The sequence below is a fragment of the Neorhizobium sp. P1_A6 genome (assembly GCF_056406795.1).
The window spans coordinates 86,958-105,401 of record NZ_JBFTZM010000004.1 but is presented as its reverse complement, the minus strand read 5'-3'; the positions used below and the strand labels follow the sequence as shown (position 1 = coordinate 105,401).

Genomic DNA, 18,444 nt, shown 5'->3' with positions numbered 1-18,444 from the left:
AATGTTCAAAGGCCAGATGGATCGATCATGACCAGTCATTATTCTTTCGACGAACTCAAAAAAGATGTTGCCGAGGGCCGCATCGACACGATCATCGCCGCCCAGGTGGACATGCAGGGCCGCCTGATGGGCAAGCGGTTCCAGGCGGAATATTTCGTCGAGAGCGCCTATCAGGAAACCCATAGCTGCAACTATCTGCTGGCGACCGATATCGAGATGGAGACCATCTCCGGCTACAAGGCGACCAGCTGGGAACAGGGTTACGGCGACTATACGATGAAGCCGGATCTTGCGACGCTACGCAAACTCCCCTGGCTCGAAGGCACGGCGCTGGTTCTCTGCGACGTGCTCCACCATCACACCCATGCGGACGTGCCGCATTCGCCGCGCGCCATCCTGAAGGCCCAGGTGAAGCGGTTGGAGGCGATGGGCATGTCCGCCTTCATGGCGACCGAACTCGAATTCTTCCTGTTCGATCAGACCTACGATCAGGCGCGCGAAAGCAGCTACCGCAATCTCAAACTGGCGAGCGGCTACAACGAGGACTACCACATCTTCCAGACCACCAAGGAAGAGGAGGTCATGCGGGCGATCCGCACCGGCCTGCAGGGTGCCGGCATTCCGGTCGAGAACTCCAAGGGCGAGGCTTCGGCCGGCCAAGAGGAAATCAACGTCCGCTACGCCGATGCGCTGACCATGGCCGACCGGCACGTGATCATCAAGAATGCGTGCAAGGAGATCGCCTGGGGCAAGGGCAAGGCGATTACCTTCCTCGCCAAGTGGAATTATTCGGCCGCCGGCAGCTCGTCGCATATTCACCAGTCGCTGTGGAGCGCCGACGGCAAGACCCCGCTGTTCTTCGACAAGGACGACGAACACGGCATGTCGGAACTGATGAAACATTATATCGCCGGGCTGCTTAGCCATGCCGGCGAGATCACCTATTTCCTGGCACCCTACATCAATTCCTACAAGCGTTTCATGGCCGGCACGTTCGCGCCGACCAAGGCAGTCTGGTCGAAGGACAACCGTACCGCGGGCTACCGTCTTTGCGGCGAGGCGTCCAAGGGAATCCGCATCGAATGCCGCGTCGGCGGTTCCGACCTCAACCCGTATCTCGCCATGGCGGCGCTGATTGCGGCGGGCATCGACGGGATCGAGAAGAAGAAGACGTTGGAACCGGCCTTCGTCGGTGACGCCTATGGCGGCAAGGGTATCCGCGAGATCCCGAAGACGCTGCGCGAGGCGATCGATCTCATGGACGGTTCGGAACTGCTGCGCTCGGCCTTCGGCAACGACGTCATCGACCACTATGTCCGAGCCGGCCAATGGGAGCAGGAGGAATACGATCGCCGCGTGACGGATTGGGAAGTGGCACGCGGTTTCGAGAGAGCTTGAGATAATCGCAATACTGAGGTGCGCTTGTTGTCATTATGGCATTATGTTAAGCTATTTCCACAACCTGCGGGAATGGTCATGAGCCCTATAGACAGTGAATGGTTTTATCAGAAACTCGATCAGGGACAGAAATCTTTGCGCGATTTGGCTCGCTTCATGTCGCTCGATCCCAGTGCCGTATCGCGGATGCTGAAGGGCGAACGGAAGATGAGCGCAGATGAGCAGGACGATATCGCCGCCTTCCTCGGGATAAATCTCGAGGAGGTGGCCGCACACCGGCGGGGCAAGGTGTTCGGATTTGAGGAGACGAAGCAAGGCAGCTATGACGCCACCGGCTACTCGGACACTCAGCCGGCCAAAATGTTCACGAAAGACGATATCATCTACAAGGATGGCAAGCGTTGGATGGAGAAGGAGGACGGCACGCTGATCGAGTTGCATCCCGGTTACGGTTGTATGGCTGGCACGATCACCGTCATGCCGGGCGTCGATCTGACGGCGCCAATGGACTGGGATGAGGAGTGGGGCGAGAAGCTTTATAATGAGTAGTCGGTTTCTGCTCGATACATGTTTTGTTATCTGGATGTCGCAAAAGGAGGTGCTGTCGCCGGTGGCTTTGGAGTCGCTCGGAGAGAGTCAGGCTAGAAGGATTCCGGTTTTCGTTTCCGCTGCGACTGCTTGGGAAATGGGCATGCTGCTCGCCAAAGGTCGTATTCGTGAATCCCGGGATGCCCAGCAATGGTACCGCGACTATCTGCGGGACGGGAATTTTACAGAACATCCCGTGACCTCCACGATTTTTATTGCGTCCTCGTTCCTGCCCCAGCCTATTCACAAGGACCCGATCGACCGTATTCTGATCGCAACCGCGCGCGAGCACGATCTGACCATCATCACACGTGATCGTGCGATTCTTTCCTATGGACATGCGGGCCATGTCCGCACGCTTGCCTGTTAACCCCTCGGGGCCTGCTGAATTTCTGGAGCCTATATCAATGACGATGATCCAATGTATCTCGCCGGTCGACGGTTCGGTCTATGCCGAGCGTCCGGCCATGTCGGCGGAAGCGGCCGCCGAAGCTATCGGGCGCGCACGGCATGCCCAGAAGGCGTGGGCGAAGCGGCCGCTCGAGGAGCGTGTCCAGCTCGTGCTAAAGGGCGTTGCACGCCTCAACGAGATGGTCGACGAGGTGGTGCCGGAACTTGCCTGGATGATGGGCCGGCCGGTGCGCTACGGCGGCGAGTTCAAGGGGTTCAACGAGCGCTCCAATTACGTCGCGTCGATCGCCGCCGATGCGCTGGCGCCGCTGCGCGTCGAGGATAGCGCCACGTTCGAACGGCGCATCGAACGTGAGCCGCATGGCGTCGTCTTTGTCATCGCTCCCTGGAACTATCCCTATATGACGGCGATCAATACGATCGCGCCAGCGCTGATGGCCGGCAATGCGGTCGTCATCAAGCACGCTTCCCAGACGCTACTCGTCGGCGAGCGGATGGTGCGCGCCTTCATCGAGGCCGGTGTTCCGGAAGATGTCTTCCAGAATATCTTCCTCGACCACGCGACGTCGGCCAAGCTGATTTCCGAAGGGCTGTTCAACTTCATCAACTTCACGGGCTCGGTCGAGGGCGGACGGTCGATCGAGCGGGCTGCTGCCGGCACCTTTACCGGCATCGGCCTCGAACTCGGCGGCAAGGACCCCGGTTATGTGATGGAGGACGCCGATCTGGATGCTGCCGTCGACACGCTGATGGACGGTGCGACCTACAATTCCGGCCAGTGCTGCTGCGGCATCGAACGCATCTACGTGCACGAATCGCTCTACGATTCTTTCGTCGAAAAATCGGTCGCCTGGGTGTCGAACTACAAGCTCGGCAACCCGCTCGACAAGGAAACCACGCTCGGGCCGATGGCCAACAAGCGCTTCGCCAAGGTGGTGCGTCAGCAGATCGCCGACGCGGTGGCGAATGGCGCAAAGGCGCTCGTCGATCCGAAGCTTTTCCCCGCCGATGACGGCGGCGCCTACCTTGCGCCGCAGGTTCTGGTCGATGTCGACCACTCGATGGAGATCATGCGGGAAGAGACGTTCGGCCCGGCCGTCGGCATCATGAAGGTGAAGACCGACGACGAGGCGATCGGTTACATGAACGACAGCCGCTATGGGCTGACAGCGTCTCTCTGGACGCCTGACGTCGATCGTGCCAACCGGATCGGCAGCCAGCTTGAAACCGGCACGGTGTTCATGAACCGCGCCGATTATCTCGACCCGGCGCTGGTCTGGACCGGCGTCAAGGAAACCGGGCGCGGCGGTTCGCTCTCCGTCCTCGGCTTCCACAACCTGACCCGCCCGAAATCCTACCACCTGAAGAAGGTCACGAAATGAATATCGTCGCGAACTGGAGCTATCCGACCGCCGTCAAGCTGGGCCGCGGACGCATCAAGGAACTGGCGGACGCCTGCAAGACGCTCGGCCTCAAGACGCCGCTTCTGGTCACCGACCGGGGACTGGCCTCGACGGCGATCACCGGCCATGCGCTCGACGTGCTCGAAGAGGCTGGCCTTGGCCGGGCGATCTTTGCCGATGTCGATCCCAACCCGAACGAGAACAACCTCGAAGCCGGCGTGAAGGCTTACAAAGATGGCGGTCATGACGGCGTCGTCGCCTTCGGCGGCGGTTCGGGCCTCGATCTCGGCAAGCTGATCGCCTTCATGGCTGGCCAGACGCGGCCGGTCTGGGATTTCGAGGATATCGGCGACTGGTGGACCCGCGCCGACGCCTCGAAGATCGCACCGATCGTCGCGGTGCCGACCACGGCCGGCACCGGGTCTGAAGTCGGCCGGGCAGGGGTGCTCACCAACTCCGTCACCCATGTCAAAAAGATCATCTTCCATCCGAAACTGCTGCCCGGCGTCGTCATCTGCGATCCGGAACTGACGATGGGCATGCCGAAGGCAATCACCGCCGGCACCGGCATGGATGCGTTCGCGCATTGCCTGGAGGCCTATTCGTCGCCCTTCTACCATCCGATGTCCGGCGGTATCGCGCTCGAAGGCATGCGGCTCGTCAAGGAATTCCTGCCGCGCGCCTACAAGGACGGACAGGACCTCGAAGCCCGCACCAATATGATGTCGGCTGCGGCCATGGGCGCGGTCGCCTTCCAGAAGGGGCTTGGCGCCATCCATTCACTGTCGCATCCGATCGGCGCGGTCTACAACACCCATCACGGCATGACCAATGCAGTCGTGATGCCGCCGGTCCTGCGCTTCAACCGTCCGGCAATCGAAGAGAAGATCGCCCGCGCCGCGGCCTATCTCGGCATCGCCGGCGGGTTCGACGGGTTMTATGACTACGTCCTGTCGCTGCGGGCCGAACTCAACGTGCCCGAAAATCTCACCGCAATGGGGATCAAGCCGGACCGAATCGATGAACTGACGGCGATGGCGATGGAGGACCCGAGTTGCGGCGGCAACCCCGTCACCATGACGATGGAGAATACCAAAGCGCTTTTCCTCGACTGCTTTTAAATCTTCCGGCCCCTCGGAAGATCGGCATTGAAGGAGCCCGGAGGCTCAAACCTCCGGGCTTTTCCGCATTTTAGAGCCAAAAGCTAAATCTCCTGAGTGATATTAATGGTGGTTAAATTTGCAATTCGTTAACCATGTTTGGAAAGGATGTGCCCATGACACCATGCTTCCCGGTGTCCTCGTGAGCGATGTGGCTCAAGACTTGTTCGAGGACCGAAAATGCCTGTAATTTCCTTTGCCAACGCCAAGGGTGGAGCCGGAAAAACGACCGCTGCGCTCCTGCTCGCTACCGAACTTGCCTATCAGGGTTTTCGCGTCACCGTCATCGATGCCGACCCGCAGCGCTGGATCAGCCAGTGGTTCGAGACCTCCGGCACCGTGCGCAACATCGAAGTGGTATCGGAAGTCACGCTCGCATCGCTGCAATGTCATCTTCGGGAAATGGCATCGCGCACCGACTATTTCATCATCGACCTCGCCGGCGCCCGTGATGCGCTGGTCACCACGGCGATCGGCCTTTCCGATCACGTGATGATCCCGGTCCAGGGTTCTGCCATGGACGCCAAGGGTGCTGCCCAAATCCTCGACCTCCTGTCCTATATGAAGGAGAAGGCCGGCCTGGTGATCCCGCATTCAGTGGTGCTGACGCGCGTTACCTCGATGGTCACCACCAAGGCGCTGTTGACCATCAAGGGTCTTCTGGCTGCCCGCGGCGTGCATGTCCTCGATACGCCGATCGGCGAACGCATCGCCTTCAAGGAACTTTTCGAGACCGGGGGCACGCTCCATACGCTGGACCCTGCGAAGGTCAGCAATCTCGACAAGGCAAAGGAAAACGCCCGGTCCTACGCACAGGAAGTCATGCGTCTCATGCCCGTCAAGATCACCCGCTCCGTCGCGTCGCGCCTCTTCGGATTGGGTCGCTACGCAGCCTGATCACCATCCGGTTCCATTCATTACATGCGGCCGGTCCTTCGGAACCGGCCGTTTTTCTGTGTTGCGACCGCAGCAGCAAAAAGCCCCTGCGGCAAATGCCGAGGAGCTTTCCGCCTTTGCCAGCCTGTGAACCTTACTCGGTGAATTCCACCGTGGTGCCGGGCTTGACCATCTTGGCGAGTTCCCTTGCGTCCCAGTTGGTCAGGCGCACGCAGCCGTGGCTGTTGGTCTTGCCGATCTTGGAAGGTTCCGGCGTGCCGTGGATGCCGTATGTGGGCTTCGAGAGCGCAATCCACACCGTACCGACCGGGCCGTTCGGACCCGGCGGGATCTGCAGGATCTGATCGTTGCTGCCCTGCTTGAAATTGATCTTCGGATTGTAGGTATAGCCGGGATCGAGGGCGATACGTTCGACCGAGTGGATGCCGGTCGGCGAGGGCGTGTCGGTCGAGCCGATGGTTGCCGGATAAGCCGCCACCAGCTTGCCGTCGGCGCCATAGGCAAAAACCTGCTTTTTGCTCTTGTCGGCGATGATGCGGGTGACCTGACCGACCTTCGGCTGGCCGGGATTGATGACCTTTATGGTCGACCCCGGGATGGTGAAATCGACGCCGGGATTGAGCGCCTTCAGATAGTTCTCGTCCATGTGGAACTGCTCGGCGAGCTTTTCGGTCACCGACGTATAGGACATGGCCGGCAGCTGCGATTTGTGCGCATAGTCTTCCGGGATCGACGCGACATAAGGACCGGCGGCATCGGCCGGGGTGATCGTGTAGTCGACGATCGGCAGGCCGCCCGAATAGGTCAGCCGCTGCAGGATGTCCTCGGAATTGTTCGGATCGAGCGTCTCGCCGGTCATTTCCTGCCAGGCGGCGATCGCCTTGTTGACGTTGTCGCCGAGATGGCCGTCGATGACGCCGGGCGAGATGCCTTCACGGTCCAGGAAGACCTGGAGTGCAGCGATCTGGGCCTGCGGCTTCTTGGTGACGGTGATGATCGGCTTCTGCGGCAGAAGCGTTTCCGCCGGCGGCTGGTCGGGTTCGATCGAGGCTTCCTGCGGATAGCCGTCGTCGGCGCCGGGGAGGGCCTGATCATCGAGTGGCATACGGCTGACCGAGCCTCGTCCCGGGATCCCGCCGGTAATGGCGCCTGGTTCGCCCGGTCGATATTCGCGGTAGTCGCGATAACCGCCGGCACCCTGCTGATAGCCGCCAGTATCGCGCGGAGACCGGTAGCCGCCCGGTACCGGCGGATACTCCTGCGTCCGGTTGGGGCGATAGGTTTCCTGGCGGACCTCGGTTGCGACGACATTGCCGAAATGATCGATCAGAACGCGGCGACCCATGCCGTCGCGGCTGATGACGACATCGCCGCGGTCGGGCACATAGTCCAGGATCGAGCCGTCAGGAGCGACGAGCATCGTTTCCGAGGGATAGCGGCCATAACGGTTCTGTGCCTCGGCGGAGGGAATTCCCTGTGCCGCGGTCAAGATCACCAGGCTTGCGCATGCAAAAAATAGCCGCTTCACGATGTCACCGACTTCCTTGTTCCTACTTAAGCGTAATCGGGAAATCGGACATTGGTTCCCGCCCGTTCGCCTGTCGCCACAGACAAGTTAATTTTGACCGTAGTGTGGAAAAAGTGAATTCGTCATGAACACACCGTTAAATTCACTTCACGATCAGTTAGAAGTTTTGACGAAACCGTGAAGGGAATGATTATGAAGGCTTTTTCCGCTGCCAACGGACCGAGGATTTTTCTCGACGAGAGCTCGGTTCTCGATATCGGGGGCTGTTTCATCGGCGATGTGGACCTTGCTCCGGGCCGGGCCATTCCCGACGACGGCGATCCGCGAATCGATCACTCGCTCGAGGGGTTCCTGTTCACCTGCGGGCCCGACCATATTCGTCATCCCGAGGCGATCGAAGGCGCCGCTGAAGGCCAGAAATATCCGCTGCATGGATCCTTCTCCTCCCACCCCGCCGAAATCCTGTTCTGGGATGCGCAGGGGCCGGATGCGGAATGCCGTGCCCGCGTGCCGCTAACCATTGCGACCGGCGAGACAGCTCTCCTCGAACGCCATTGGCGGATCGACGGTGCGACGGGCGAGGTGAGCCTGTCGGACAAGGTCACCAATATCGGTTCCAGGCCATTCGCGCGGGTGCATATGTACCATATGAATATCGGCGCCTGGCTGTTCGACGACCAGGTCCGGTTGACCGGCAGGATGCTCGACAAAGGCGGCTTTCCCTGGACCTTCGGCGGCGAGACCGGCGGCATATTCTGCGTGCCGGCGACCGTCGATGGCGAGCAGTGGGCCGAAATCGCGCTCGGGCCGATCGCGGCGATCGGCGGGCTGACGCTCAAGGTGAAGTTCAGGACCGACACGCTGCCGCATCTGCAGGTCTGGCGGAACCAGAAGGCGCCGGCGCATGTACTCGGCATCGAGCCGGTTTCGCATCGCCTGGCAAGCCGCCAGGAACTTGCGGCGAACGGGGAACTCGGGTGGGTCAAGCCCGGCGAAAGTGTCGAATACGGCCTGCGCTTCTGCTTCGTCTGAGAGTTGTCGTTCAGCGATTGACGCCTAAAGGGCACCGTCGTAATGCTTGCGCCTCAAATAGAACGGAGGGCTAAGTCCATGGATATCCGCCAGATCAACGACGAATATTCCGTCACCGGCCAGATCACCGTCGAGGAACTCGACCAGGTCAAGGCCATGGGTTTCAAGTCGGTCGTCTGCCATCGTCCCGACGACGAGGAGCCGGGCCAGCCGCATTTTGCGCAGATCGAAGCTCGCGCCAAGGAACTCGGCCTCGACATCCGCCACATCCCGGTCGGCCGCATGGGCGTCGACGAACAGGGCGTCAAGGCGATGGTCGATGCGCTCGACGAATTGCCGCGTCCGATGCTCGGTTTCTGCCGTTCCGGCGCCCGTTCGACGGCGATCTACGAAAAGAGCCAGCATCTGCGCGGCTAAAGGTTTTCCGCGGCCTCGTGCCTTTGGCGCGAGGCCCTTCCAGAAGCTCAATTTTTTGAGGAGAATTCCATGAGCATCCAGCGCATCGAGCCGGCCGCCCGCATGAGCGGCGCCGTCGTCCACGGCAACACCGTCTATCTGGCCGGCCAGGTTGGCGAAGGTGAGAGCGTCACCGACCAGTGCAAGGACGCGCTTTCCGAAGTCGACCGCCTGCTGGCAGCCGCCGGTTCAGACAAGTCGAAGATCCTGCAGACGATCATCTATCTCTCGGACATCGCCTATTTCGGCGAAATGAATGCGGTCTGGGAAAGCTGGATCGATCCGGCCAACCCGCCGGCCCGCGCCACCAGCGAAGCCAAGCTCGCTGCACCGAAATACAAGGTCGAGTTCATCGTCACGGCCGCGATCTGATCGCTGCCGAACCGAATCAAAAAGCCGGCCTATCGTTTTGATAGGCCGGCTTTTTCTGTTTCATGCCCTTTCGCGGATCTGGGTCAGCGTCCTCGCCGGAGTGATCGCTTCCGGATCGAGCCTGACCTCGATGATGGAAGGCTTGCCGCTGGCGCGCGCCCGCTCATAGGCAGGCCCGAACTCTTCCGTCTTCTCGACCAGTTCCCCATGCCCGCCGAACGCCTTGGCATAGGCGACGAAATCCGGGTTGACGAGGTCGGTGGCGCTGACGCGGCCCGGATATTCCCGCTCCTGATGCATGCGGATCGTGCCGTAGATGCCGTTGTTGACCAGCACGGTGATGATCGGCAGTCCGTAGCGCACAGCGGTGATGAATTCCTGGCCGTGCATCATGAAGCAGCCATCGCCGGCAAAGCAGACGACTTCGCGTTTCGGAAACAGCTGTTTTGCGGCAACCGCGGCGGGCAGGCCGTAGCCCATCGAGCCGGAGGTCGGGGCGGACTGGGTGTTGTATTTCCGGAAGCGGTGGAAGCGGTGCAGCCAGGTGGCGTAATTGCCGGCGCCGTTGGTGAAGATCGCGTCGTCGGGCACGTTCTCCTCGATCCATTGCATGATCGGGCCCATCCTGACCGGGCCGGGGCCGGCCTCAGGCGGTGTCGACCACTTGAGGTAGGCGTCGTGCAGCGCCGATTTCCGTTCGGCCCATAGCGGCAGGGCCGGTGGTTCGAGGTCCTTCAGCGCAGTGACGAATTCCGCCGGCGCGGCGCAGATCGCCAGGTCCGGCCGGTACATGCGGCCGAGTTCTTCCGGGTCGGGAAAGACGTGGACGAGCTTCTGTTGCGGGTAGGGAATGTCGATCAGCGTATAGCTGGAGGAGGGCATTTCCGACATGCGGCTGCCGATCAGCACCAGCAAGTCCGCCTCCTTGACCGCCTTGGCGAGCACGGGATTGATGCCGATGCCGACATCCCCCGCGTAGGAGGGGTGGAGGTGATCGAACAGCATTTGGCGGCGGAAGGAGCAGCCGACCGGGATCTTGAAACGGCTGGCGAAAGCCTGGAAATCGGCAACCGCCTGTTCGCTCCAGCGGGTGCCGCCGAGGATGAACATCGGATGCTGAGCGTTCTTCAGCATGGTCTCGAACGCTGCGATCTGGCTTTTTCCGGGGTGGCTTTCGACCGGCATATAGGCGCGGGCTTCAGGCGCCTCGACTTCCTCGACCAGCATGTCCTCCGGCAGCGTCAGCACGACCGGGCCGGGGCGGCCGGAGGTGGCGACCGCAAAGGCGCGGGTGACGAATTCGGGAATGCGGCGGGCGTCGTCGATCTCGCCGACCCATTTGGCAAATTCGGTGAAGGCGCGGCGGTATTCGACCTCCTGGAAGGCTTCCCGTTCCTTCATCTCCCGGCCGATCTGGCCGACGAAGAGGATCATCGGGATCGAATCCTGCTTGGCGATGTGCAGGCCGGCCGAGGCATTGGTGGCGCCGGGACCGCGGGTGACCATGCAGATGCCCGGCTCGCCGCTGAGGCGGCCCCAGCTGTCAGCCATCATCGCAGCGCCGCCTTCCTGGCGGCAGACGAGCACCTCGATGCCGCTTTCATACAGCGCGTCGAGCACGGCGAGATAACTTTCTCCGGGCACGCAGGAGATGCGCTTGACGCCGTTCGCCTTCAGCGCCTCGACGATCAGCTGCCCTCCGGTTTTGATGACGGTGTTCATTTTTCTCTCCCCTCTTTTTCGATTTGATCGAGTTGCGCCAGCACGTCTGCGGTATGTTCACCAAGCGCCGGGCTCGGCCGGTGATAGGCAAGCGGCGTTTCCGACAGCACGATCGGACTGCGCACGCCCGGGATAACGGTGCCGTCGGCCGCTTCAAGATCGATCCGGAGCCCGCGCTCCTTGACCTGCGGATCGTTAAACATTTCGGCGATCGAATTGATCGGGCCGGCCGGTACGGCATTGTCGCCGCAGGCGGCGAGCAGCTCTGCCTTTTTCCATTTCGACGTCTGCGCGAGGATCAGCCGGCGCACTTCGACGCGGTTGGCGACGCGCGCCTTGTTGGTGGCGAAACGCTCGTCATCGGCCATTCCGTCGATGCCGAGGATGCGGCAGAGGCGCTGGAACTGGCCGTCATTGCCGATGGCGAGAATGAGATACCCGTCTTCGGTGGCCAGGACCTCGTAGGGGCTGATGTTCGGATGAGCATTGCCAAGCCGCACCGGCGCCTCGCCCGAGACCAGGTAGTTCATGTTCTGGTTGGCGAGGATGCCGGCCTGGACGTCGAGCAGCGCCATGTCGACATACTGGCCTTCGCCGGTCTTCATCGCATGGATCAGCGCGCCCTGGATAGCGGTCACCGCATAGATGCCGGTGAAGATGTCGGCGATCGCGACACCCGCCTTCATCGGCTGGCCATCCGGCTCGCCGGTGATCGACATGAAGCCGGACATGCCCTGGACGATGTAATCGTAGCCGGCGAGATTGGCGTAGGGGCCGTTCTGGCCGAAGCCGGTGATCGAGCAATAGATCAGCTTCGGATTGATCTTTTTCAGGCTCTCGTAGTCGAGCCCGTATTTGACGAGGCCGCCAAGCTTGAAGTTCTCGATCAGCACGTCGGCGGTTGCGGCCAACCGGCGGACGATGTCCTGGCCTTCCTCGGTCTTGAGGTCGACGGCGATCGAGCGTTTGCCGCGGTTGGTGGAGTGATAATAGGCAGCCGACAGGTTTTCGCCGTCCTTGCCCTCGACGAAGGGAGGACCCCAGGCGCGGGTGTCGTCGCCGCCATCGGGGTTTTCCACCTTGATGACGTCGGCGCCCATGTCTGCCAGCATCTGGCCTGCCCAGGGACCGGCAAGCACGCGGGCAAGTTCTATGACGCGGATGCCGGTAAGCGGCGGTTTCTTGGGTGTCTGGGTCATATCACGGGGTCACGGTTGATTTGGCGGCGCTGGTTACCGGCTTCATGGAGGCAACGCGGCGTTCCCGCCAGATGATGTAGAGGCCGGAGCCGATGATGATCGAAATGCCGAGCCATTTGACCGGATCGGGGAAGTCGCCGAAGACCAGCCAGCCGAACAGCGTTGCCGAGACGATCTCGAAATATTGCAGCGGCGCAATCACGGACGCCGGTGCGGCGCGATAGGCGTAGACGGCAAGGATGCCCGACAGGGCTGCGAAGGCGCCGACGCCCGCGAGCCACAGCAGGGTCTTCCAGTCCGGCATGGAGGGTGCCAGGAAGCCGATGCCCGTCCGGTCGCCGACAAGGAGCAATATGGCGGAGATCGGAATTCCCCAGAGCGCCATCTGGAACTGCATCGACCAGGGATCTTCGCGATGCGCCAGCGCTCGCGTCAGGATCGCGAAAATGGCCACGCAGAAGGCGGTGACGATCGGCAGCAGCGCCACGAACCCGATCTCCTGGAAGCTCGGACGGATGACGATCATGGCGCCGACGAAGCCGGCCGCGCAGGCGGTATAACGCCGCCAGCCGATTGTCTCCTTGAGGAAGATGCTGGAAAGCACCGTGAGGATGATTGGTTCGACGAAGAAGATGGCGATGGCATCGGCCACTTCCATGACGGCCAGGGTCGCCACGAAGCAGACCATGGAGACAGTGATGAGGGTCGCGCGGATCGCATGGAAGACGCTGAGACGCCAGGAGAACGTCCGCCAGTATCCATTCCGGAGCACGATCGGCAGCATGCAGAGCGCCTGGAAAACGAAGCGCGCGGCAGTGATGAACATGGGCGACGCGGTATCGGTCGCAAGCTTCGAAAAGACGTCGATGAACGGGGCGATCAGCATCGCGACGATCATCAGGCCGAGGCCGTTGACGATCCGGTTCGGGGCTGATGCGGCAAGGCTTGCGGACGACGAATTCATCGATTTCCTATAGCCGGGACCGGTCCCGGAAGCACTTGATTAAATGTCATGAACTCATTCCGTTTGATGAGTAGGCCCGGTTCAGAGCGCGGCCGCGGGCATGGGCAGGGCGGCCCGGGCCCAGGCGGCGAATTCGGCGGTGGCGCGGGCCCGCACCGTATCGTTCAGCGTTTCGTGGCGGGTGCCCGGCCAGATCTTGGTGGTGACGTTCGAAAAGCCGTTGCGCTTGAAATGCTCGGAAAGCCACAGGATCTCACGGCCGCCATTGGTCGCCGGATCCTCGGCGCCGCCGATCAGGTGGATCGGCAGGGTTTTCGCCAGTCGATGGATCAGTTTCGGGGCGCGAAACGTGAGTTCGAAGAGATCGAGCCACAGCGAGACGCTGGCATCGAAACCGCAGAGGGGATCGGCGATATAGGCATCGACGATATCCCGGTCATGGCTCAGCCAGTCGAATTCCGTACGGTGGCCGGCAATGGATTTCCCCCAGGCGCCAAAAGTGAGTTTCGGCAGAAGCCCGCTCGGCACGTCCGAGCCTTTCAAAGCCTTTTCGATGCGCAGGATCACCTGCGCCGCGCGGCCAGCCGGACCTGGATGGAAGTTGGAATTCCAGACCGCGACGGCATTAAAGCTGTCGGGATGATCCACGGCGGCATTGAGCGCGATCAGCCCGCCCATGGAATGGCCGAAGAGCAGAACCGGCAGGCCGGGATGGGCATGTGCCGCCATGTCGCGCATGGCCTTGACATCTTCGAGCACCAGACTGACGCCGTTATGCCGGGCGAAACGGCCGATCGGCGCATCCGGCGCCGTCGTTTCGCCATGGCCGCGATGGTCGAAGGCGTAAGTCTGGAAGCCGTGGCCGGCCATGGCCTCGGCGAAACCCCTGTAGCGCCGGGAATGCTCGGCAAGCCCGTGCGAGATCAGCAGGGTGGCATGCGCCGGCTCGGCCGCCGGCTGGCAATGATAGGCAAGGTTTGCGCCCGTCGGGCTCTTAAACCGCCTCGTTTCGTCGAACATCCTCGCTCCCTCGACCGTTCGCGCATTGCTCCCGGCCACCAATTCGCCTACATAGCGGCAAACCGAAATTCCCCCCGGAGCACTTTTATCCATGGCACGTCAGTTCATCTATCACATGTCGGGACTCAACAAGTCCTACGGCGCCAAGAAAATCCTTGAGAACGTCAATCTGTCTTTTTACCCGGATGCCAAGATCGGTATCCTCGGCCCGAACGGTGCCGGTAAGTCGACCGTGCTGCGCATCATCGCCGGTCAGGACAAGGAATATACCGGCGAAGCCTGGCTCGCAGAAGGCGCGACCGTGGGCTATCTCGAACAGGAGCCGCATCTCGATGCGTCCAAGACCGTCTTCGAGAACGTCATGGAAGGCGTCGCCAAGAAGACGGCCGTCCTCGACCGATACAACGAACTGATGATGAACTATTCCGACGAGACCGCGGACGAGGGCGCCAAGCTTCAGGACGTCATCGACAGCCAGAACCTCTGGGATCTGGAAAGCCAGGTCGAGATGGCCATGGAAGCGCTGCGCTGCCCGCCGCGCGATTCGGAAGTCACCAGCCTGTCGGGTGGTGAGCGCCGCCGCGTCGCTCTCTGCCGGCTCCTGCTGTCGCAGCCAGATCTGCTGCTGCTCGACGAACCGACCAACCATCTGGACGCCGAGACCATCGCCTGGCTCGAAAAGCACCTGCGCGACTATCCGGGCGCCGTGATGATGATCACCCACGATCGCTACTTCCTCGACAACGTCACCGGCTGGATTCTGGAGCTCGACCGCGGCCGCGGCATTCCTTACGAAGGCAATTACTCGGCCTACCTGCTTGCAAAAGCCAAGCGCATGCAGCAGGAAAACCGCGAAGAAGCCGGCCGCCAGAAGGCGATTTCCCGCGAACAGGAATGGATCGCGTCCAGCCCGAAGGCGCGCCAGGCAAAATCCAAGGCGCGTATCAAGTCCTACGAACAGCTGGTGGAAGCCGCCGACAAACAGCGCCCCGGCGACGCGCAGATCATCATCCCGGTCAGCGAGCGTCTCGGCCAGGTGGTCATCGAGATGGAAGGCATCACCAAGGGCTTTGAGGGCCGCACGCTGATCAACGACCTGTCGATCAAGCTGCCGCCGGGCGGCATCGTCGGCATCATCGGCCCGAACGGCGCCGGCAAGACGACGCTGTTCCGGATGATTACCGGCCAGGAAACGCCGGATGCGGGTTCGGTGCGCATCGGCGAGACCGTCCATCTCGGTTATGTCGACCAGAGTCGCGATGCGCTCGACGGCAACAAGACCGTCTGGGAGGAAATCTCGGGCGGCGCCGAAATCATCAAGCTCGGCAAGTTCGACATGAACTCCCGCGCCTATTGCGGCGCCTTCAACTTCAAGGGCGGCGACCAGCAGCAGAAGGTCGGCAACCTCTCGGGCGGCCAGCGCAACCGCGTTCACCTTGCCAAGATGCTGAAGGCCGGCGGCAACGTTCTGCTCCTCGACGAACCGACCAACGACCTCGATACGGAAACGCTGGGTGCGCTCGAAAGCGCGCTGGAAAACTTTGCCGGCTGCGCGATCATCATCAGCCACGATCGCATGTTCCTCGACCGCCTGGCGACGCATATTCTCGCCTTCGAAGGCGACGGCCATGTGGAATGGTTCGAAGGCAATTTCGAGGACTATGAGCAAGACAAGGTCCGCCGACTCGGCCCCGATGCCCTCAACCCGGGCAGCCAGGCCCACAAGCGTCTGACTCGTTAAGTTTTTTAGCTTTATCTAAGAAAAAGCCCCGGCTCTGCCGGGGTTTTTGTTTTGCGCGAAGTTAACAAAAGCTAAAATCCGGACCCCCAAAATTATGGGTATTTTTGACGTAGCCCGATAAAGACAATCGCAAAGATTCCCGGCGCATTTTCCCGCCCCAGGGAGACCATGTCCGCCTGGGTCTTGACGCTGTCATGATGACGGCCCGTTTCAGAGGGTTTTATTCATGCTGCGTTTGATCGAACGTTTGCCTTTCCGTACATCGTTGACGCTTCTTGCTTCCGTTCCGCTTCTGGCCGTGATTGGGCTCGGCGCGTTCGCCAGCTGGGAATCCTACAACCAGTACCGGGAGCTGAACCGTGCGATCGCCCTTGAGAGCCTGGCGCTGGCCGGCGGCGAGCTGATGAACGCCATTCCGGAAGAAAGCTTTGGTTCCGTGGCGCAGCGGCCCCAGGCCCGTGCGAGCGTGGATGCGGCAGAGAAGCGGCTTGTAAACCAGTATAAGGTCATCGATGCGCAGGGTTACGGCGAGGCCAGTTTGCGCGAGCTTGTCGCAGCGGTGGATGAACGCTTTCTGCGGATGCCGGAATATCGTGCCAAGATCGATAGCGGCGACACGAACCAGCTTCTGTCTGCGCAATACGTGACGCCGGTTTCGGAAAAGACGCTGGATATCATCGGCCGCGTCGGCGGCCTGACCGAGGACCGCGCGCTGGCGCGCTATGTTGACGGCTTCCATGCCCTCGTCCAGCTCAGCAACGGCTACGTCATCGTCAACCGGATGGGGCAGCAGTACACCAAAAACGGTGCGTTGACCGTCGAGGAAGCCGCCCGTTTCATGCAGGGGCGGCAGCAGGTCCGGCTTTATGAAAAGCCGATGCGCGCTTTCCTGTCCTCCAAGCTGATCGCGCAGTACGACGCTTATTTCCAGACGCCCGATGGTCAGCTGATCACCAACACGATGAAGGCGCTCGACAGTCTGAAGCCCTATACGCCGGCCGCCGACGACTATAGCGCCTGGGCCCGCGCCATGGAGAACCGTCGCACCTTCACTTCCGGCATCATCGCCCAGGCTGCGAGCGAGTTGAAAGCGTTGGGTGATCAGAAGTCTTCCGACGCAGCGTCCAGCCTGCAGATACTTTTTGGCTCACTCTCGATCTTCATCCTGGCTGTCATCGCGCTCAGCGTGATCATTGCCCGCAGCCTTTCCGGCTCGATCCGCAAGATCGGCGACCGGATGGCAAGCCTTGCCTCCGGCAATACCGAAGAGGCGATCCCTTATTCGGATCGCAGGGACGAGATCGGCGTCATGGCCCGCTCGGTCGAGGTTTTCCGTGAAGCCGCGATCCGCAATCTTCAATTGGAAGCCGAGGCAGAAGCCACCCGTCGTCGTTCGGAGGCCGAGCGCCTCGAAATGCAGCGCCAGAGCGAGGCGGATGCCGAGGCGAAGCTGACGCAGGCGACCGGCGCGCTTGCCGCCAATCTTCGTCGTCTTGCTGCCGGCGACATGCTCTGCGAAGTGAACGAAGCTTTGGCGCCGCAATTCGAAGGCCTGCGCCACGACTTCAATACCTCGGTCCGCCAGCTGCGCGACGCGCTGCTCAGCGTCGGCAATTCGGTTTCCACCGTCACCAGCGGTTCGCGGGAAATTTCCGACGCATCCGACAACCTGTCGAAGCGCACCGAGCAGCAGGCTGCTTCGCTGGAAGAAACAGCCGCGGCACTCGAAGAGATCACCGCGAATGTGGTCGCCACGTCGAAGCGCACCGGCGAAGCCCGCGACGTCGTCCGCGACGCCCGGACACGAGCCGACCACTCGGGCCAGGTCGTCCGCAACGCGGTTTCTGCCATGGAACGGATCGAGAAATCGTCGCAGCAGATCGGCCAGATCATCGGCGTCATCGACGAGATCGCTTTCCAGACCAACCTTCTGGCCCTCAACGCGGGCGTCGAAGCGGCCCGTGCCGGCGAGGCCGGCAAGGGCTTTGCGGTCGTCGCACAGGAAGTCCGCGAACTCGCCCAGCGCTCCGCGAACGCCGCCAAGGAAATCAAGTCGCTGATCTCCAATTCGGCGGTTGCCGTCGGCGAAGGCGTCAAGCTCGTCAGCGAGACGGGCGAGGGGCTCAGCGTCATCGAACAGCTCGTCCAGACCGTCAACAGCCATATGGACGCGATCGCGATCGCAGCGCAGGAACAGTCGGTCGGCCTTGCGCAGGTCAATACCGCCGTCAATCACATGGACCAGTCGACCCAGCAGAACGCCGCCATGGTCGAAGAGATGAACGCCGCCGGCGCGGGCCTTGCCCAGGAAAGCGGCAAGCTCAGCGATCTGCTGTCGCACTTCCAGCTCGGCGGCAGCCCCTCGGGCCAGCTTCGCGAGACGGCAAGCCGTATGCGCGCACCGGCGGCTCCGGTCTCACGCCCGGTCGCCGCTGCCCCCACCCGGCCGGCGCCGGCCCGCGCTCCGGTTTCCCGCGGAAATACGGCCCTCGCGCAATCTGCCGACGAGTGGGAAGAATTCTGATCTTCCAGGCACCAACAAAACTTAAGAGG

Annotated in this window: 16 protein-coding genes; 11 read left to right on the top strand and 5 right to left on the bottom strand. The window is 61.6% G+C overall.

Features of this window, described 5'->3' with window-relative positions; all coding sequences use genetic code 11:
- Positions 1-27 precede the first annotated feature (27 nt).
- The 6 genes from AC1D3C_RS09970 to AC1D3C_RS09945 all read left to right on the top strand — a co-directional run bounded on the left by AC1D3C_RS09970 (position 28) and on the right by AC1D3C_RS09945 (position 5,857).
- Complete coding sequence (locus tag AC1D3C_RS09970) at positions 28-1,398, top strand: glutamine synthetase family protein (RefSeq protein ID WP_477482755.1); 1,371 nt, start codon at positions 28-30, stop codon at positions 1,396-1,398.
- Between the two features lie 78 nt (positions 1,399-1,476).
- Positions 1,477-1,947, top strand: a complete 471-nt coding sequence (locus AC1D3C_RS09965) for a helix-turn-helix domain-containing protein (protein WP_477482754.1) — start codon at positions 1,477-1,479, stop codon at positions 1,945-1,947.
- A complete protein-coding gene (locus AC1D3C_RS09960; RefSeq protein ID WP_247036276.1) occupies positions 1,940-2,356 on the top strand; it encodes a type II toxin-antitoxin system VapC family toxin in 417 nt (138 codons plus the stop codon). Before AC1D3C_RS09965 ends, AC1D3C_RS09960 begins: the two co-directional genes overlap by 8 nt.
- Positions 2,357-2,393: 37 nt before the next feature.
- Positions 2,394-3,779 (top strand): aldehyde dehydrogenase family protein, encoded by a 1,386-nt coding sequence (locus AC1D3C_RS09955; protein WP_477482753.1) that lies wholly within the window; start codon positions 2,394-2,396, stop codon positions 3,777-3,779.
- Positions 3,776-4,921: an iron-containing alcohol dehydrogenase gene (locus AC1D3C_RS09950; protein WP_477482752.1), complete on the top strand. Its 1,146-nt coding sequence runs from the start codon at positions 3,776-3,778 to the stop codon at positions 4,919-4,921. Before AC1D3C_RS09955 ends, AC1D3C_RS09950 begins: the two co-directional genes overlap by 4 nt.
- Positions 4,922-5,140: 219 nt before the next feature.
- Positions 5,141-5,857: a ParA family protein gene (locus AC1D3C_RS09945; protein WP_247036283.1), complete on the top strand. Its 717-nt coding sequence runs from the start codon at positions 5,141-5,143 to the stop codon at positions 5,855-5,857.
- A gap of 133 nt (positions 5,858-5,990) precedes the next feature.
- Here AC1D3C_RS09945 and AC1D3C_RS09940 read toward each other — a convergent pair whose 3' ends face one another.
- The gene (locus tag AC1D3C_RS09940; RefSeq protein WP_477482751.1) at positions 5,991-7,385 is read right to left on the bottom strand and encodes a L,D-transpeptidase; all 1,395 of its coding nucleotides are present in this window, start codon (positions 7,383-7,385) and stop codon (positions 5,991-5,993) included.
- Positions 7,386-7,577: 192 nt separating this feature from the next.
- Here AC1D3C_RS09940 and AC1D3C_RS09935 point away from each other — a divergent pair, with 192 nt between their 5' ends.
- The 3 genes from AC1D3C_RS09935 to AC1D3C_RS09925 all read left to right on the top strand — a co-directional run bounded on the left by AC1D3C_RS09935 (position 7,578) and on the right by AC1D3C_RS09925 (position 9,245).
- The gene (locus tag AC1D3C_RS09935; protein ID WP_477482750.1) at positions 7,578-8,417 is read left to right on the top strand and encodes a DUF4432 family protein; all 840 of its coding nucleotides are present in this window, start codon (positions 7,578-7,580) and stop codon (positions 8,415-8,417) included.
- Between the two features lie 78 nt (positions 8,418-8,495).
- Complete coding sequence (locus tag AC1D3C_RS09930) at positions 8,496-8,834, top strand: protein tyrosine phosphatase family protein (protein WP_038543585.1); 339 nt, start codon at positions 8,496-8,498, stop codon at positions 8,832-8,834.
- Positions 8,835-8,903: 69 nt separating this feature from the next.
- Positions 8,904-9,245 (top strand): RidA family protein, encoded by a 342-nt coding sequence (locus tag AC1D3C_RS09925; RefSeq protein ID WP_477482749.1) that lies wholly within the window; start codon positions 8,904-8,906, stop codon positions 9,243-9,245.
- 60 nt (positions 9,246-9,305) lie between these two features.
- Here AC1D3C_RS09925 and AC1D3C_RS09920 read toward each other — a convergent pair whose 3' ends face one another.
- From AC1D3C_RS09920 to AC1D3C_RS09905, 4 genes are all read right to left on the bottom strand, one after another.
- The gene (locus tag AC1D3C_RS09920; RefSeq protein WP_477482748.1) at positions 9,306-10,967 is read right to left on the bottom strand and encodes a thiamine pyrophosphate-binding protein; all 1,662 of its coding nucleotides are present in this window, start codon (positions 10,965-10,967) and stop codon (positions 9,306-9,308) included.
- Positions 10,964-12,166, bottom strand: coding sequence for a succinate--glutarate CoA-transferase (gene caiB, locus AC1D3C_RS09915; RefSeq protein WP_477482747.1), 1,203 nt, complete (start codon positions 12,164-12,166; stop codon positions 10,964-10,966). The genes AC1D3C_RS09920 and caiB overlap by 4 nt, the downstream gene beginning before the upstream one ends.
- 1 nt (position 12,167) lies before the next feature.
- Positions 12,168-13,130: a DMT family transporter gene (locus tag AC1D3C_RS09910; RefSeq protein WP_247036293.1), complete on the bottom strand. Its 963-nt coding sequence runs from the start codon at positions 13,128-13,130 to the stop codon at positions 12,168-12,170.
- An 81-nt stretch (positions 13,131-13,211) separates the two neighbouring features.
- Entirely contained in the window at positions 13,212-14,150 is a 939-nt protein-coding gene (locus AC1D3C_RS09905; protein ID WP_477482746.1) for an alpha/beta fold hydrolase, read from the bottom strand.
- 91 nt (positions 14,151-14,241) lie between these two features.
- On the opposite strand from AC1D3C_RS09905, the gene ettA reads away from it, so the two are divergent.
- Positions 14,242-15,891 carry an energy-dependent translational throttle protein EttA gene (gene ettA, locus AC1D3C_RS09900; RefSeq protein ID WP_038543572.1) on the top strand — a complete coding sequence of 550 codons (1,650 nt, stop codon included), beginning with the start codon at positions 14,242-14,244 and terminating at the stop codon, positions 15,889-15,891.
- Between the two features lie 226 nt (positions 15,892-16,117).
- The gene (locus AC1D3C_RS09895) at positions 16,118-18,415 is read left to right on the top strand and encodes a methyl-accepting chemotaxis protein (protein ID WP_477482745.1); all 2,298 of its coding nucleotides are present in this window, start codon (positions 16,118-16,120) and stop codon (positions 18,413-18,415) included.
- Positions 18,416-18,444 lie beyond the last annotated feature (29 nt).